This window comes from Pseudomonas sp. MWU13-2517, assembly GCF_023242545.1.
Classification (GTDB): domain Bacteria; phylum Pseudomonadota; class Gammaproteobacteria; order Pseudomonadales; family Pseudomonadaceae; genus Aquipseudomonas.
On sequence record NZ_JALMFA010000012.1, the window covers coordinates 60,569 to 76,806 of the forward strand.

General features: G+C 61.2%; 14 protein-coding genes. 10 read left to right on the forward strand and 4 right to left on the reverse strand.

The genetic code is table 11. The features are described from left to right. Positions 1-22 precede the first annotated feature (22 nt). From M5B97_RS18255 to M5B97_RS18290, 8 genes are all read left to right on the forward strand, one after another. Positions 23-640: an NUDIX domain-containing protein gene (locus M5B97_RS18255; protein WP_123716137.1), complete on the forward strand. Its 618-nt coding sequence runs from the start codon at positions 23-25 to the stop codon at positions 638-640. Next, positions 631-1,080, forward strand: coding sequence for a DUF1249 domain-containing protein (locus M5B97_RS18260; protein ID WP_017138485.1), 450 nt, complete (start codon positions 631-633; stop codon positions 1,078-1,080). Before M5B97_RS18255 ends, M5B97_RS18260 begins: the two co-directional genes overlap by 10 nt. Before the next feature lie 99 nt (positions 1,081-1,179). Continuing rightward, the gene (gene cpdA, locus M5B97_RS18265) at positions 1,180-1,995 is read left to right on the forward strand and encodes a 3',5'-cyclic-AMP phosphodiesterase (protein ID WP_248732247.1); all 816 of its coding nucleotides are present in this window, start codon (positions 1,180-1,182) and stop codon (positions 1,993-1,995) included. Between the two features lie 137 nt (positions 1,996-2,132). Continuing rightward, complete coding sequence (locus M5B97_RS18270; protein ID WP_123716134.1) at positions 2,133-2,741, forward strand: YqiA/YcfP family alpha/beta fold hydrolase; 609 nt, start codon at positions 2,133-2,135, stop codon at positions 2,739-2,741. Between the two features lie 44 nt (positions 2,742-2,785). After that, positions 2,786-4,690 (forward strand): DNA topoisomerase IV subunit B, encoded by a 1,905-nt coding sequence (gene parE / locus M5B97_RS18275; protein WP_123716133.1) that lies wholly within the window; start codon positions 2,786-2,788, stop codon positions 4,688-4,690. Next, positions 4,690-5,685 (forward strand): esterase-like activity of phytase family protein, encoded by a 996-nt coding sequence (locus M5B97_RS18280; RefSeq protein ID WP_248732248.1) that lies wholly within the window; start codon positions 4,690-4,692, stop codon positions 5,683-5,685. Before parE ends, M5B97_RS18280 begins: the two co-directional genes overlap by 1 nt. 73 nt (positions 5,686-5,758) lie before the next feature. Then, entirely contained in the window at positions 5,759-8,023 is a 2,265-nt protein-coding gene (gene parC, locus M5B97_RS18285) for a DNA topoisomerase IV subunit A (RefSeq protein ID WP_123716131.1), read from the forward strand. A 174-nt stretch (positions 8,024-8,197) separates the two neighbouring features. Then, complete coding sequence (locus tag M5B97_RS18290; protein ID WP_248732249.1) at positions 8,198-8,908, forward strand: ABC-type transport auxiliary lipoprotein family protein; 711 nt, start codon at positions 8,198-8,200, stop codon at positions 8,906-8,908. Positions 8,909-8,979: 71 nt separating this feature from the next. On the opposite strand, the gene M5B97_RS18295 is transcribed toward M5B97_RS18290, so the two are convergent. Beyond that, the gene (locus tag M5B97_RS18295) at positions 8,980-10,503 is read right to left on the reverse strand and encodes a HAMP domain-containing protein (protein WP_134661012.1); all 1,524 of its coding nucleotides are present in this window, start codon (positions 10,501-10,503) and stop codon (positions 8,980-8,982) included. Positions 10,504-10,635: 132 nt separating this feature from the next. Here M5B97_RS18295 and serB point away from each other — a divergent pair, with 132 nt between their 5' ends. Beyond that, complete coding sequence (gene serB / locus M5B97_RS18300) at positions 10,636-11,850, forward strand: phosphoserine phosphatase SerB (RefSeq protein WP_123716128.1); 1,215 nt, start codon at positions 10,636-10,638, stop codon at positions 11,848-11,850. Between the two features lie 80 nt (positions 11,851-11,930). Here the strand turns inward: serB and asd are convergent, their stop codons facing one another. The 3 genes from asd to M5B97_RS18315 are packed head-to-tail and all read right to left on the reverse strand — an operon-like array spanning position 11,931 to position 15,216. After that, a complete protein-coding gene (gene asd / locus M5B97_RS18305) occupies positions 11,931-12,791 on the reverse strand; it encodes an archaetidylserine decarboxylase (RefSeq protein WP_134661011.1) in 861 nt (286 codons plus the stop codon). Positions 12,792-12,807: 16 nt separating this feature from the next. Then, the gene (rhdA, locus tag M5B97_RS18310) at positions 12,808-13,623 is read right to left on the reverse strand and encodes a thiosulfate sulfurtransferase (protein WP_134661010.1); all 816 of its coding nucleotides are present in this window, start codon (positions 13,621-13,623) and stop codon (positions 12,808-12,810) included. A 57-nt stretch (positions 13,624-13,680) separates the two neighbouring features. Continuing rightward, positions 13,681-15,216, reverse strand: a complete 1,536-nt coding sequence (locus M5B97_RS18315) for an HDOD domain-containing protein (RefSeq protein ID WP_248732250.1) — start codon at positions 15,214-15,216, stop codon at positions 13,681-13,683. Positions 15,217-15,383: 167 nt separating this feature from the next. Here M5B97_RS18315 and motA point away from each other — a divergent pair, with 167 nt between their 5' ends. Continuing rightward, positions 15,384-16,235, forward strand: a complete 852-nt coding sequence (gene motA / locus M5B97_RS18320; protein ID WP_134661008.1) for a flagellar motor stator protein MotA — start codon at positions 15,384-15,386, stop codon at positions 16,233-16,235. Positions 16,236-16,238: the final 3 nt, after the last annotated feature.

Below are 16,238 nucleotides of genomic sequence, written 5' to 3' on the forward strand. Positions count from 1 at the left end.
TACGGGGATAGCAGGAGTGAATATGACGGACATTGCGAAGTCGACGCCGAGCAAGATCGAAATTGTTCAGCACGACAATGCCTACCAGGGCTTCTACAAGCTTGATCGCGTGCAGCTGCGCCATGAGAAGTTCGACGGCGGCATGAGCCGGGTGATCAATCGCGAAGTCTTCGTTCGGCATGACGCGGTGTGCGTGCTGCCTTACGACCCGCAGCGTGACGAAGTGGTGTTGATCGAGCAGTTTCGCGTAGGCGCCATGGGCCGTACCGATAACCCCTGGCTGGTGGAAATGGTCGCCGGGCTGATTGACAAGGACGAGCAACCGGAGGAGGTTGCACACCGCGAAGCCGAGGAGGAAGCTGGGCTTACGTTCTCTGCGCTGTGGCCGATCACGAAGTATTTTCCTTCGCCCGGCGGCAGTACCGAATTCGTCCACCTTTACCTGGGGCGTTGCGACAGCGCAGGGGCCGGTGGCGTCCATGGACTGGAAGAAGAGGCCGAAGATATCCGCGTCACCCGCTGGGCGTTCGAAGATGCCTTGCAAGCGGTGCGCGACGGTAAGATTTCCAATGCAGCCAGCATCATCGCCCTGCAATGGCTTGCGCTTAATCGCGCGGAAGTGAGGGGGTTATGGCAGTAAAGGCACGTGAACGATATCGAGTTGACCTGATCGGGCTTCAAGCCGCGTGCGAGGCCAACTATGCGCGGCTGATGCGTCTGCTTCCCGACATGCGTCATGCGCCCGAAGCACGCCGCATTGCCGTGACCCATGGCGACCAGATGCTCGGCGTGTTGACCCTTGAAGTCATCGTCAACTGCCCCTACACCACCACCCTGCGCGTGCGTCAGGAGCACAGCCTGCCGTGGCTGCCGGTGCCGCAGTTGGAAGTGCAGGTGTATCACGATGCACGGATGGCCGAAGTGATCAGCGCCGAGCATGCGCGGCGCTTTCGCAGCATCTATCCTTACCCGAATGTGTTCATGCACCAGCCCGATGAGAAAGCACAGCTCAATGTGTTCCTCGGTGAGTGGTTGAGCCATTGCCTGGCCCTGGGCCACGAGTTTGAAGTCGTGCGGTAGATGTGAACTGCGTCTGCTTCCCCAGGTTTCCTCTTTGCGTCCTGCCCAGCATAATCGCGCCAATCGTCCATTTTCCTGTGACTGCCTTGGGAGAGCGCCTTGCCGAGCGTATCCACTGTGAACCCTGACGCACCGGCGTTGCTGGTGCAGCTGTCCGACAGCCATCTGTTTGCCGAGGCAAATGGCACGTTGCTGGGCATGAACACCCGCGAAAGCCTTCAGCGGGTGATCGAGTTGGTGCGCGCGCAGCAGCCGCAGATCGATTTGATGCTGGCGACAGGGGACTTGTCCCAGGACGGCACGCTTGAGTCGTATCAGCAGTTTCGTGACATGACCCGGCAGCTCGACGCCCCGGCGCGCTGGATTCCCGGCAACCACGACGAACCGCAAGTCATGGCCCTCGCGGCCATGCACAGCGATTTACTGGAGCCGGTGGTCGACATCGGCAACTGGCGGGTCACCCTGCTGGACTCCGCCGTACCCGGCTCGGTGCCCGGTTACCTGCAAGACCGGCAACTGCAAGTGCTTGCCCAGGCCCTGAGCGAAGCGCCGAGCCGGCACCATCTGGTGTGCTTTCATCATCACCCTGTGCCCATCGGTTGCGCGTGGATGGAGCCGATCGGCCTGCGCAATCCGGAAGCGTTGTTTGCCGTGCTCGACCGTTTCCCGCAGGTCAGGGCTGTGCTCTGGGGGCATGTGCACCAAGAGATCGATCACGAACGCAATGGCGTGCGCCTGCTGGCCTCGCCGTCCACCTGCATCCAATTCGCCCCGGGCAGTGAAGAGTTCCAGGTCAGCGAGCAGGCGCCGGGCTATCGCTGGCTGCGCCTGCATGCCGACGGACGGTTGGAAACGGGCGTAGAGCGCATCAAGGGCTTCACCTTTACCGTGGATTACGGCAGCAACGGCTACTAAAACCGGTAAACGCCGATCAAAATGTGGGAGCAAGCCCGCTCCCACACAGGTTCTGCCGAGCCTGGATGATAGGGACTCACACACCACGCCGATCCCTGTAAACTGCGCCTCTTTGGCTGAAGCACGGAGAGCCCGGCATGTCCGCTTCGATCTTGTATATCCACGGTTTCAATAGTGCGCCTGCGTCCAACAAGGCCAGTCAGTTGATCGCCGTGATGGATAGCCTTGGCTTGGCCGACCAATTACGTGTGCCGGCTCTGCATCACCACCCGCGTCAGGCGATTCCTCAATTGGAGGAGGCCATTGCGCAGTTGGGGCGGCCACTGCTGGTCGGCAGCTCACTCGGCGGCTACTATGCAACCCATCTTGCCGAGCGCCATGGCCTCAAGGCGCTGCTGGTCAACCCGGCGGTCAGCCCTCATCGGATGTTCGACGGTTACCTGGGCACCCAGAAGAACCTTTATACCGGTGAGACCTGGGAATTGACCCACGATCACGTCACGGCGCTGGCCGAGCTGGAAGTGCCGGCTCCCCTGGATGCCGGGCGTTACCAAGTGTGGTTGCAGACCGGGGATGAAACCCTGGATTATCGCCTCGCCCAACAGTATTACCGGGCCTGCGCCTTGCGCATCCAGGCCGGTGGCGACCATGGTTACCAAGGGTTCGCCCAGCAATTGCCGGCGATGCTGAGCTTTGCCGGCATCGGTGCGGATCAGTATCAATCCTTCGACTTTGCAGCACTGTAAAGTCGCAGGTCACTTTTTAATCGAACGACTCACGACGAGACCCCATGGCCACTCCCAGCGCTAGCTCTTATAACGCCGACGCCATCGAAGTCCTCTCGGGCCTCGACCCGGTGCGCAAACGCCCCGGCATGTACACCGACACCAGTCGGCCGAACCATCTTGCCCAGGAAGTCATCGACAACAGCGTCGACGAAGCCTTGGCCGGGCACGCCAAATCGGTGCATGTCATTCTTCACGCTGACCATTCCCTGGAAGTGTCCGACGATGGTCGTGGCATGCCGGTGGACATCCACCCCGAAGAGGGAGTGCCGGGCGTCGAGCTGATCCTCACCAAGCTCCATGCGGGCGGCAAGTTCTCCAACAAGAACTACCAGTTCTCCGGCGGTTTGCACGGTGTGGGTATTTCCGTGGTCAACGCGCTGTCCACGCTGGTGCGGGTCAAGGTCAAGCGCGACGGCAACGAGTACCAGATGACGTTCGCCGATGGCTACAAGGCCACCGACCTGGAAGTGATCGGTACCGTTGGCAAGCGCAACACCGGCACCAGCGTGTACTTCGCGCCGGACCCGAAATACTTCGATTCACCGAAATTCTCCATCAGCCGCCTCAAGCACGTGCTCAAGGCCAAGGCCGTATTGTGCCCGGGCCTGCTGGTCACCTTTGAAGACAAAGGCACCGGCGAGAAGGTCGAGTGGCACTACGAAGACGGCCTGCGCTCCTACCTGGAAGACTCCGTCAGCGACTTCGAACGTCTGCCCAACGAGCCGTTCTGCGGCAGCCTGGCGGGTAATAAAGAAGCCGTCGACTGGGCGCTGCTGTGGTTGCCCGAAGGCGGCGACAGCGTGCAGGAAAGCTACGTCAACCTGATCCCCACCGCCCAGGGCGGCACCCACGTCAATGGTTTGCGCCAAGGTCTGCTGGATGCCATGCGCGAATTCTGCGAATACCGCAGCCTGTTGCCGCGCGGCGTGAAGCTGGCACCGGAAGACGTCTGGGAACGTATCGCGTTCGTGCTGTCGATGAAGATGCAGGAACCGCAATTCTCCGGCCAGACCAAAGAGCGCCTGTCGTCCCGCGAAGCGGCGGCATTTGTCTCCGGTGTGGTCAAGGATGCCTTCAGCCTTTGGCTCAACGAGCACCCGGAGCTGGGCCTGGCCCTGGCCGAACTGGCGATCAGCAACGCCGGCCGTCGCTTGAAGGCCAGCAAGAAAGTCGAGCGCAAGCGCATCACCCAGGGCCCGGCGCTGCCCGGCAAACTGGCTGATTGCGCGGGGCAGGACCCGATGCGTTCCGAGCTGTTCCTGGTGGAAGGTGATTCCGCCGGTGGGTCCGCCAAGCAAGCGCGGGATAAGGAGTTCCAGGCGATCCTGCCGTTGCGCGGCAAGATCCTCAACACCTGGGAAGTCGACGGCAGCGAAGTCCTTGCCAGCCAGGAGGTGCACAACATCGCCGTGGCCATAGGTGTCGACCCGGGCGCAGAGGACATGAGCCAACTGCGTTACGGCAAAATCTGCATCCTCGCCGACGCCGACTCCGACGGCCTTCACATCGCCACCTTGCTGTGCGCGCTGTTCGTCCAGCACTTCCGCCCGTTGGTGGAGGCCGGCCACGTCTATGTCGCCATGCCGCCGCTGTACCGTATCGACCAGGGCAAGGAGATCTTCTACGCCTTGGACGACGCCGAGCGCGATGGCATTCTCGATCGTCTGGTGGCCGAGAAGAAGCGTGGCAAGCCGCAAGTCACACGATTCAAGGGCCTGGGTGAAATGAACCCGCCGCAACTGCGTGAAACCACCATGGACCCGAACACTCGGCGTCTGGTCCAGTTGACCCTGGACGACTTCGTCGCCACCGCTGAAGTGATGGACATGCTGCTGGCCAAGAAACGCGCCGGCGATCGCAAAATCTGGCTGGAATCCAAAGGCAATCTGGCCGAGGTCCTGGGCTGATGCGCACAGGTTTCGCCCTGGCGATCCTGATGTTGAGCGGGTTGGCGAGCACCGCAGTGATTGCCGCGCCCGTGGCTGAGCTGAAGCTGGTATCCGAGCATCCGGTGGACGGTATGCGCGGCGGTAACCTGTCGGGCCTGGCCATGTGCGGCAAGGAACTGTGGACGGTTTCGGACCGTGACGACGACCAGATCTATCGCCTGGATATCAGTGCGCCGACCTGGCAGGCCGAAACGGTAAAGATTGACGTGCCGCCAGTGCCTGAGTCCGGCTTGCCCTGGGGGTTGCGTTCGCGCACCAAGGCCGCGTCCTTCATACGCGGTGGCGACCTGGATTTTGAAGGCATCACCTGCGACGCCGCGGGCAATCGTTACATTGTCAGCGAAGCCCATGCGGCGGTGCTGCAGGTACCCGTAGCTGGGGCGGCCGAGTGGCTGAAAATTGCCCCGGGCATGGTGCGTGAAGCACGCGCCAGTGGCATGTTGCTGCACTTCAATGCCTTGTTTGAGGGCCTGGCGGTGAATCCCGAAGGCAATCAGATCTGGCTGGCTGCCGAGCGCGAGCGACGTGGCCTGATCTCCATCAAGCGCGGGCAAAGCGTATGGGATTGCGACGGCGCTTGCGTGTTGTTGAGCGAAGCGGGGCAGGAAGTGCAGCCGGCGCAGTTTGAACATGCCAAGGCGGTGTCCAAGGACTTCGCCGATCTGGCGCTGTACAACGGCAAGCTGTTTACCCTGGAGCGCAATGCATTCCAGATTTGCCGGCGCGATACGCTCACCGCCAAGGTCGAACTGTGCTGGTCGTTTGCCGACGAGGCCCTGACGCCCAACCGACGTTATCCCCAGTCCTATGGCCTGGCTGAAGCACTGGTGGTGGACGCCGACGGAGCCTGGGTGGGTATCGACAACAATTTCGGTCCACGTGCCGATGGTGAAAAGCGCCCGATGGTCTATCGTTTCGCCGCCCCGGCCGGTGGCTGGAGCGCCCAGCCATGAACCACACCTTTTTTGAATTGACTCAGCGCAGCGGCAGTTCCGCTGCGCCTTACCCGACATTGATGAGGCCCGCATGAGTGACATCCTCGCAGACAGCTTAGATGGCGTAGAACGCCGGTCGCTGGCTGAATTCACCGAAAATGCCTACCTCAACTACTCCATGTACGTGATCATGGACCGTGCTTTGCCGCATATCGGCGACGGCCTGAAGCCCGTGCAACGGCGCATCATCTACGCCATGAGTGAGCTGGGCCTGGACGCTGACTCCAAGCACAAGAAATCCGCGCGTACCGTCGGTGACGTGCTCGGTAAGTTCCACCCCCACGGTGACTCGGCCTGCTACGAAGCCATGGTGCTGATGGCGCAGCCGTTCAGCTACCGCTACACGTTGGTGGACGGCCAGGGCAACTGGGGTGCACCGGATGATCCGAAGTCCTTTGCCGCCATGCGTTACACCGAGGCGCGCCTGTCGCGTTACTCGGAAGTATTGCTCAGCGAACTGGGCCAGGGCACGGCGGACTGGGGGCCGAACTTTGACGGCACCCTCGACGAACCCTTGGTGTTGCCGGCACGTTTGCCGAATATTCTGCTCAATGGCACCACCGGCATCGCGGTTGGCATGGCCACCGACGTGCCGCCGCACAACCTGCGCGAAGTCGCGACGGCTTGCGTACGTTTGCTGGATGAGCCAAAAGCGACGGTTGAGCAGCTCTGCGAGCATATCCAGGGCCCGGACTATCCCACTGAAGCGGAAATCATCACGCCGCGCGCCGATCTGCTGAAGATGTATGAAACCGGCAAGGGCTCGGTGCGCATGCGCGCCGTGTACCACATCGAAGACGGGGACATCATCGTCACCGCGCTGCCGCACCAGGTGTCTGGCGCCAAGGTGCTGGAACAGATCGCCGCGCTGATGCAGGCCAAGCCGTCAAAACTGCCGCAAGTTGCCGACCTGCGTGACGAGTCCGACCACGAAAACCCATGCCGCATCGTGATCATCCCGACCAATAGCCGGGTCGACCACGAAGTGCTGATGCAGCATCTTTTCGCCAGTACCGATCTGGAATCCAGCTACCGCGTCAACGTCAACATCATCGGTCTGGACGGCAAGCCGCAGTTGAAGAACCTGCGCAACCTGCTGGTGGAGTGGCTGGAATTCCGCGTGCAGACCGTGCGCCGCCGCTTGCAATTCCGCCTCGACAAGGTGGAGCGCCGCCTGCACCTGTTGGACGGTTTGCTGATTGCTTACCTCAACCTGGACGAAGTGATCCATATCATCCGGACCGCCGAGCACCCGAAAGCCGAGCTGATCGCGCGTTTCGAGCTGAGCGAGATCCAGGCGGACTACATCCTCGATACCCGCTTGCGTCAGTTGGCGCGGCTGGAAGAAATGAAGCTGCGTGATGAGCAGGACGCACTGCTCAAGGAGCAAGCCAAGCTGCAAGCCCTGCTGGGCAGTGAAGCCAAGCTCAAGAAGCTGGTTCGCAGCGAGCTGATCAAAGATGCGGAAACCTATGGTGATGAGCGTCGTTCGCCAATCGTCGAGCGTGCGGAAGCCAAGGCGCTGACGGAAACCGAGCTGCTGCCGAACGAGAAAATTACCGTCGTTCTGTCGGAAAAGGGTTGGGTTCGTTCCGCCAAAGGGCATGATATTGACGCCACCGGGCTTTCCTACAAAGCCGGTGATGGGTTCAAGACCGCTGCGCCTGGGCGATCCAACCAGTTTGCGGTGTTCATTGACTCCACCGGGCGTAGCTATTCGGTGGCGGCCCATACTTTGCCTTCGGCGCGGGGGCAGGGTGAACCGTTGACGGGCCGCCTCACGCCGCCGCCAGGTGCGAATTTTGAGTGTGTGTTACTGCCGGACGATGACTCGCTGTACGTGATCGCTTCCGATGCCGGTTACGGTTTCGTGGTCAAGGGTGAAGACCTGCAGGCCAAGAACAAGGCGGGCAAGGCGCTGCTGAGCTTGCCGAATAACGCCAAGGTGATATTGCCGCGCCCGGTGGATGATCGTGAGAGCAACTGGCTGGCCTCGGTGACCACCGAAGGCCGTCTGCTGGTGTTCAAGATCAGCGACCTGCCGCAGTTGGGCAAGGGCAAGGGGAACAAGATTATCGGGATTCCCGGGGAGCGGGTGGCCAGTCGCGAAGAGTACGTGACCGATATCGCCGTGATCCCGGAAGGCGCAACCTTGGTGCTTCAAGCCGGTAAGCGCACATTGTCGCTGCGCCCTGACGACCTTGAACACTACAAGGGCGAGCGCGGTCGACGCGGTAACAAGCTGCCGCGAGGGTTCCAGCGAGTGGACGCTTTGTTGGTGGAAGCGCCGGTTTAAGGCGTACTAAGGCCCTCGATCTACGATTTAACGCGTAGATCGACGCTTTGGCGCTGGAGTCATGGCGCATATTCACGGATGATATGGCCTTTCCAGCGCCGGCGTGGCCGAGCGTGTTTAGGTTATTTTTTAGTATTACGTTGTGGTTCGCCTTGTGGCAGCCACCTGGATGGGATGATGACTGCTCCACGCCTTCCTCTATTTTTGATGCTCGCTGGCCTTTTGGGGTTGGCGGGTTGCAGCACACACCAGCCGGTGTCGCTGTACCAGCTGGACAGCGGAAGTCCGGCTCAGCCTGCCCAAGCCGCAGGCATGGCTGTATTACTGGGCCCGGTTATCGTTGCCGATTACCTGCAACGCGAAACACTGCTGCAACGTCAGAACGATGGCAGCCTGCGAGGTTCAACCGACGGGCGTTGGGCGGGCAGTCTGTCGTCTGATATCAATCAGTTGATGCTGCGCCAGGTGGCCGGTCAATTGGACAGCCAGCGCGTAGTGCTGGCCCCTGCGCCAACCGGTTTCACGCCGGATGTCCAGGTTTTGCTGACGATTACCCGACTCGACTCGGGTGCTTCGCAGCCGGCGATCCTGGATGCACAGTGGCGCTTGATCGACCGCCGTGGCCAGGTACGCGATAACCGCATCGTGCACCTGCAGGAAGAGCACGTCGGCACCACCGCGTCCCAGGTCCAGGCCCAGGGCGTATTGTTGCAGCATTTGGCGCAACAGTTGTCGGTGGCGATCAAACCGCTGGCTAATCAATCGGCGGTCGCCGAGGTGCCGCGCAAAACCGCCCCGGTACGCGCCAAGCCTACAGCGCCGGAGAAGCCGAAGATGCCGATGGCCACGCCAATTCGCACGGACATGGAAGTGTTCAGGTTCTGATCCGAATCGCAGCCAAACAAAAGGCCCGCTGAATAAGCGGGCCTTTTTTGTGGTGAGCGGGCTTGCCCACCTCAGGGCTTGGTACGGGTCTCATGCATCCGTGCCAGCTGCCGTTCCAGCATCGACGGGTACGGCTCCATCAGCCGTTCCACGCAGCTTGCGCCTTCGGGGCTGGCGATTGGCCGGATACGTGCGCGCTGGCGGATCAAGGTGTCTTCGCTGATCTTGCGCTCCACCAGCAGCAAATTGCGGCTGTGTTGGGACAAGGCCAGTGCATCCTGGGCTATTTCGGTCAGCAGCAAGTCGATCTGGCTCATGCCGAACAGGTCGTCGCCAACGGTCAGGCCCAGTTGCAGTTGCAAGGTAATGCCGCTATCGGCCACTTCGATCTGCAGAGCATGGCCCAGGGCGCGCAGCAGCTCACCGCAGCAGATGGCGTTGGTCAGGTAGTCTTCGCCGCTGTCTTCGCTGTGGAACAGCATCAGCGTGCTGCCATCGTTCAGGGTGTGCAGTTCGCTTTGATACAGCGAGGCCGCCTGGTCGAGGCAGTCACGGTAGCGTTCGAGCAGTTCCGTCAGGCGGGCGCGGGGCAGGCGACGCAGTTGGTCCTGGGCACCCAGCTGCACGGCCAATACCGCACTGTGCTGGGGCTCGGTGTTCTTCACTGGAACCGGCTTGAGTGCCGCGGCTGGCGCCGCGGCCGAGGTGTCGCGCAAGTCGGCGAACGGGTCTTCGTCGTCCAGTTCGTCTTCTTCGGCCTTGACCACGTGGCGGGGCGATGCCTTCAGTCCGGCTGCCGGGGCGCTGTCGTCAAAGCCTGGGTCACGCAGGTCGCGTACTTCAAACTCGGGCTCATCGGCGTCGTCGTATTCGGGCTCGGGGGCAGGCTCGCGTACCACCGGCTCCGGTGCGAAGCTGGCGTGGAGCTGGCGGGCGAGGTCGCCGATTTCGTCCTGGCGGTCGGTGGCGGGGGTGTGTTCGTCGATATCCCGCAGCCAGATGCGCAGTTGCATCAGCGGCGTGGAGATATGCCGACCGAGGCGCAAGCTCAGGGCCAGCGCCAGCGCCAGCAGGATCGCGCTGAGAATGCCCATGCTTTGCAGGCTGATGGTCATCGGCTGCTGGAATTGCTGCATGTCCAGGCTGATACGCAACTGGCCGGCCTTCACATCCTGGAACGTGATGTTGCTCTGATACAGGCCCTCGGCCTCACCCAGCAGGCCATTCTTCGGACGCTGCCCGGCTTCGGCCATGATCCGGTTATCCACGCTGTAGATAGCGGCATGAGCCACCAGCGGATTCTTGGTCAGGTTGTTGAGCAGCACGTTCAGGCTGAGGATGTCGTTGGACACCAGCAACTCAGTCGCCGACGTGGCGGTCTGGGTCGTCAGGCTCGCGCCCAGGGCATCGGCTTGTTCATGCATGGCCTGCTTGAACTGCAAACCCATCACACAGGCGTAGATCACCAAGGCCAGGGCGACCAGGATCACGTTATGGCTGGCGATGCGTAATGCGATCGGTACACGGCGGTGGCGCAGTGCCCGGAAGATCAGCAGGAAGAAGTTATCGGTTTTTACTGGCGTGGGCCGGTTCACTTGCGCTCGGCTCTTGGTCCGTGAAGTTGACGCGCAGTATAGCGATAGCCCTAGGGCCGGCAAAGCGCTGGCTGTGCCCGATGGTCACTGAAAGTGGGTAGAATGCGGTTTTTTCCAGCCTGGGGGTGCGCTTTGCGCGAAATTGTCCTGATAAACATCACCGGTGAAGACCGCCCGGGTCTCACCGCAGCCATTACCGGTGTGCTGGCCCAGGGTGGTGTGAACATTCTCGACATCGGCCAGGCGGTGATCCACGACACCTTGTCCTTCGGCATCCTCGTCGAAATCCCGAGCACCGAACAGGCGTCTTCGGTACTCAAAGACATCCTGTTCACGGCGTATAAGCTGGATCAACAGGTGCGATTCACCCCGGTGTCCGAAGAGGATTACCAGCATTGGGTCGACGGTCAGGGTAAAAAGCGCCACATCGTGACGCTGCTGACCCGCAAGGTGACTGCCGAACAATTGCAGCGCGTCAGTTCGATCACCGCCCACTATGGTTTGAATATCGACCATATCGACCGTCTGTCGGGTCGCATGCCATTGGACACGCCAGCTGACAAAGGCAAGGGCTGCATTGAGTTCTCTGTGCGCGGCGAGCCGGCTGATCCGCAGGCATTGCGCGCCGAATTCCTGAGCGTGGCCCAGGAGTTGAACGTCGATATCGCCTTCCAGGAAGATTCGCTGTTCCGCCGCAATCGTCGTCTGGCAGTGTTCGACATGGATTCCACGCTGATCGAGGCCGAGGTGATCGACGAGCTGGCCAAGGCTGCCGGTGTGGGCGAGCAGGTCTCCGAGATTACCGAGCGCGCCATGGCCGGCGAGCTGGATTTCCGTGCCAGCTTCAAGGAGCGCCTGGCGCTGCTCAAGGGGTTGGATGTGAGCGTACTGGACTCGATCGGTGCGTCGCTGCGCCTGACCGAAGGCGCTGAAACCCTGTTCGCTGAACTCAAGCGCCTGGGTTACAAAACCGCGATCCTGTCTGGCGGCTTCACCTACTTTGCCAAGCAATTGCAGGCCAAGCTGGGTATCGACTACGTGTTCGCCAATGAACTGGAGGTGGTGGATGGCAAAGTGACCGGCGTGGCCGTGGAGCCGATTGTTGATGCACAGCGCAAGGCCGACCTGCTGAAAGAGCTGGCCCACAAGGAAGGTTTGCGTCTGGAACAGACCATCGCGGTCGGGGACGGCGCGAATGACTTGCCGATGCTGGCAATTGCCGGGTTGGGTGTGGCGTTCCGCGCCAAGCCGCTGGTCAAGCAGTCGGCCAAGCAGGCAATTTCAACCCTCGGTTTGGACGGCGTGTTGTATCTGCTGGGTTTTCGCGACCGTGACGGTCAGTTGTAAGTCGAGATCGCTGTAGCTATGCAGTAAAAATGTGGGACGGGGTAAGCCCGCTCCCACATTTGATTACCGTCAGCTTCGGATCAGGCGTTCGGCAGGGCGATGCCTTGGCCCATCTGCACCGGGGTGCCGGCTGTCAGTGCTTCTGCCCACTTCACCTGACCTGGCCCGAACAGCACGATGGCGGTCGAACCCAGTTTGAAGCGACCCAGTTCTGCGCCTTTCTCCAGATGAATCGGTGCCCGCGCCGCTTCGTCATAGCGGAAGGTCTTCAGCTCACGCTTGGGCGGCGTCACCAAGCCAGCCCACACGGTTTCAATCGACGCCACGATCATTGCACCTACCAACACAACAGCCATCGGGCCGCGTTCGGTGTCGAACAGGCAGACAACGCGCTCGTTACGTGCAAACAGCTCCGGCACGTTTTCAGCGGTGGTCTGGTTCACCGAGAAAATCCGCCCCGGCACATAAACCATCTCACGCAGCGTACCGGCCAAAGGCATGTGCACGCGGTGGTAGTCTTTCGGCGACAGGTAAATGGTGGCGAAATCACCGCCCATGAACGGCGCCGCCAATGCCGCATCGCCACCCAGCAACTCCAGTACGCTGAAGCTATGGCCTTTAGCCTGGAATACCCGGCCGTGTTCGATCGGGCCCAGCTGGCTGACGGCACCATCGGCAGGACTCAGCACGGCGCCTGGTGTTTGATCCAGCGGGCGTGCACCGTCTTTCAGTGCGCGGGTGAAGAAGGCGTTGAAGTGCTCATAGGCGGTCAGGTCTTCAACCAGGGCCTGTGACATGTCCACTTGATAACGCTTGGCGAACCAACTCGTGAAGGCGTTCTTGAACCAGCGCACGCGGCACTCGGCAACGCAGCCGGCCAGGCGCGACAGCAAGTGGTGCGGCAACAGGTACTGGCTGAGGATAAACAACTGCTTTTTCATTTACTGTCCTTAAACCTTAAATCTCAACGGGGGTGTCGGGGTGGTTGCCCCATTCGCCCCAGGAACCGGCATAACCTTTGACTCGCGGATAACCGAGCGCCTTGGCCACCAGGTAGGTGAAGCCAGAGCGGTGATGAGTCTGGCAGTGGGTGATGATTTCTTTGTCGCGGGTCAGCCCGAGGTCTTCGAGGATCTGTGGCATGTCACGGCGGATGCGCAGGTTGCGTGCCTTGTCCATGCCGGCGGTCCATTCGAAGTTCACCGCGCCGGGGATGTGACCACCCTTGGCCGCGAGGACTTTCTCGCCGGAGTACTCCAACGGGCCGCGTGCGTCCCAGATGCCCAGGTCGGCCGCGCCCAGACGGCTTTGCAGGTATTCGCGGGTGGCGGTAGGGCCGTCGTGCAAGGTCAGGCTGACCGGGCCGCCGACGGGGGCGGGCACCTCGGTGGACAGCGGGTGCTCGCCTTCCAGCCAGGCGAGCAGGCCGCCATCCAGATAGTGGTATTTCTGGTGGCCGATCACGTCGAGCATCCAGATAAAACGCCCGGCCCAGCCACCGCCTTCGTCGTCATAGACCACGTAGGTCGCGTCCGGGGTGTGGCCCAGCTCGCCGAACAGCTTTTCCAGGTCGGCCTTGCTCGGCAGCAAGCCCGGCGCTGGAGGCTGGCCCAGTTGAGTGCGCTTGGGGTCAACGAAATGCGCGCCGGGGATATGCCCTTCGGCGTAGCGGGCTGCGCTGGTGAGGTCCACCAGAATCAGGTGTTCGGCATCAAGGCGACCTTGCAGGTCGCTGGGTTCGATCACCAGCGGCAAGCCAGAGAAGTCAGGCATGTGAGGTCTCCTGGGCACAAATGTTGGCGATAAAGGACCGCGATTGTAGCGCAAGCATCAAGCGCTGCGGTTGGTAAAGCTGTGCAGCGCTTTCTCGATGCATTGAGCGGTTTTGCCGAAGGCCTGCACTGTGGTTTCAGAGAGTGGCCCGCCGCCCTGGTCAGCGATCATCAGCATGACCACTCGGCCATTGCAGCTCAGGGAGCGCAGCAATAGATGTTCGCCGGTAAACAAGCGACGCAGCACTGGCGGCAGCAGCGCGCAGAACTGTTCATGGTTATCGGGTGTGATGCGCACCTGCGCGGATTTTTCCAGAAGGCGCTGCAACAGCGTGCTGTTGACCACGTCCAGGCTCAGATTCGCGGCGTCCTTCGGCAAACCATCGGCTTGATGCACGCGCAATGTGCTCAAGGCTCGATCGGCCATGAACAACAGCACCCTTTGCATGCCGCTGGCCACCAGGGCTTCCCGTGCGCAGGTGGTCAGGTGCATGGCGTTGGCGAAGCGGCTTGGTTCAACCAGCAACTCGGTACACCGATTGCGCCACACGGCCAAGGACTCGGCAGTGGGGGGCGGCGCGGGCAGCAGGCCGCGATGGATCTTCTGCACATGCCACGGCCAGATCAGCGACAACGCTGGGTGCCAGAGGTCGGGCATCAGGGTGTGGCGGGCGCTGGTCACAGCTTGTTGGTGAACCTGTTGCTGCACTTCACCGAGGGGTTCTTGCAGGTAGAGCGCAGTCAGGTATTGCCAGCGCTCGGTGTGCGGGCAAGTCCAGGATTCCTGGGCCGACATTGCCAGGCCGTTAGCCAGTAATACCGTGTTGGCCGGCTGGTTCAGCCAGCGGCGCAGGTTGGGTTCGGCATCGAGCAACTGCTGGTGGCGCAGTGCGTCGTCTTCGCGGGCGATATGCAGCGCCTTGACCAGCAAGCGCTGTTCGCTCAGCAGCAGGTGGTAGCCTTGGGATACCCAGATAGGCAAGTGCCAGGCTTCGGTCAAGCCAAGGCACAAATCCAGCAGGCGTATGCCGAACAAATCCTGCTCGACCTGACGTGCCGGCTGGCCTTTGTGGATCACCCGTAACTCCCATTCTTCCAGGAGTTTGGGGTAGGCAATGGCCATCGGCCAGAGCGGCGACAAAAACAGCAGGCTACCCCAGTGAATGTCTTGCCACAGCCGCGCAAGGCGGCTGCCGAAGAGGCCGTTGGCTTGCTGCGAAGCGTGCTGGCTCACCAGCAGCAGTTGCCGAAAGGCCACGGGGATTTCATTGGCCGGCACTGAGGGCAGGCGTACCAGCAGTTCTTCGGCGCGTTTGAGGCCGAGGCGGTTGAGCGCCACTTCGAGGTTTTCCGCAGGTGCCGCCATGCTGCCGTGGGTGTGGCTATTGGCCTCGCGCATTACGCCGAGTACCAGCGCCGGGCTGTTTTGCATCAGCTCGGCAATATCTCGTAATGAGCTGCGGCTGTCGCGAATGGCTTTGCACACACGTTCGTGGCTGGCTTGCGGGACGGGCAGCAGGACGTCATCCAGGCGCTTGATCCAAGCCGCGAGGGTGGTCGGTTTTGCAGTTGGGACTGTCGTTTCATTAGCCATGATTGGGGCGCGATCATCACTTGCATTCAACACGCCCGGAGTGGGCTGAATTGGCTTTTCGCCTTAACGGGCTATAGTCTGGCGCAGTTTTGCCGATAAGTAGAACAAGAGTTTTTCAGCTGCACCTACTATGTCCATGAACCCGACGGCGCAAGTACCAATCTCCTATGGCTAAAATTATCGGCATCATCGTCGTCCTCGCAAGCGTGCTCGGTGGGTACGTCCTGTCCCACGGTAAGATTGCCGCACTGATCCAGCCTTTCGAAGTGCTGATTATCGGCGGCGCCGCATTTGGCGCTTTTCTGCAGGCCAACCCCGGCTACATGACCATGCATGTGATCAAGAAGTCGCTGGGCATGTTCAGCTCGCGCTTCTCCCACACCTTCTATCTGGAAGTGTTGGGATTGGTCTACGAGATCCTCAACAAGAGCCGCCGCGAAGGCATGATGGCCATCGAAGGCGACATCGAAGACGCCGCCGCCAGCCCGATTTTCGCCAAGTACCCGGCGGTGCTCAAAGATGAGCGCATGACGGCTTACATCTGTGATTACCTGCGCATCATGTCCTCCGGCAACATGGCCCCCCATGAGCTGGAAGGCCTGTTCGACATGGAACTGTTCAGCCTCAAGGAAGAGCTGGAACATCCTTCCCACGCCGTCAGCGGCGTCTCTGACGGCATGCCCGGTTTCGGTATCGTTGCGGCGGTACTGGGTATTGTGGTGACCATGGCGTCCTTGGGCGAAGGCGACCAGAAGGCCATCGGTATGCACGTGGGTGCGGCGCTGGTGGGGACCTTTTTCGGTATTCTCGCGGCCTACGGTTTCTTCGGCCCGCTGGCGACCTCTCTGGCGCACGACGCCAAGGAAGAGATCAACCTCTACGAAGCGATCAAGGCGTGCCTGGTAGCTTCGGCCTCCGGTATGCCGCCGTCGCTGGCGGTAGAGTTCGGGCGCAAGGTGCTGTACCCGAAACATCGCCCAAGTTTTGCCGAGCTGGAACAAGCGGTGCGCGGTCGCTAAGCC

Excerpts from the sequence above, each read along its gene's own strand:
- M5B97_RS18290 (WP_248732249.1), top strand. The coding sequence starts at position 8,198 with ATGATGACTGCTCCACGCCTTCCTCTATTTTTGATGCTCGCTGGCCTT.
- M5B97_RS18260 (WP_017138485.1), top strand. The coding sequence starts at position 631 with ATGGCAGTAAAGGCACGTGAACGATATCGAGTTGACCTGATCGGGCTT.
- M5B97_RS18270 (WP_123716134.1), top strand. The coding sequence starts at position 2,133 with ATGTCCGCTTCGATCTTGTATATCCACGGTTTCAATAGTGCGCCTGCG.
- parC (WP_123716131.1), top strand. The coding sequence starts at position 5,759 with ATGAGTGACATCCTCGCAGACAGCTTAGATGGCGTAGAACGCCGGTCG.
- asd (WP_134661011.1), bottom strand. The coding sequence starts at position 12,791 with ATGAAAAAGCAGTTGTTTATCCTCAGCCAGTACCTGTTGCCGCACCAC.
- M5B97_RS18280 (WP_248732248.1), top strand. The coding sequence starts at position 4,690 with ATGCGCACAGGTTTCGCCCTGGCGATCCTGATGTTGAGCGGGTTGGCG.
- M5B97_RS18255 (WP_123716137.1), top strand. The coding sequence starts at position 23 with ATGACGGACATTGCGAAGTCGACGCCGAGCAAGATCGAAATTGTTCAG.
- motA (WP_134661008.1), top strand. The coding sequence starts at position 15,384 with ATGGCTAAAATTATCGGCATCATCGTCGTCCTCGCAAGCGTGCTCGGT.
- rhdA (WP_134661010.1), bottom strand. The coding sequence starts at position 13,623 with ATGCCTGACTTCTCTGGCTTGCCGCTGGTGATCGAACCCAGCGACCTG.
- M5B97_RS18315 (WP_248732250.1), bottom strand. The coding sequence starts at position 15,216 with ATGGCTAATGAAACGACAGTCCCAACTGCAAAACCGACCACCCTCGCG.
- parE (WP_123716133.1), top strand. The coding sequence starts at position 2,786 with ATGGCCACTCCCAGCGCTAGCTCTTATAACGCCGACGCCATCGAAGTC.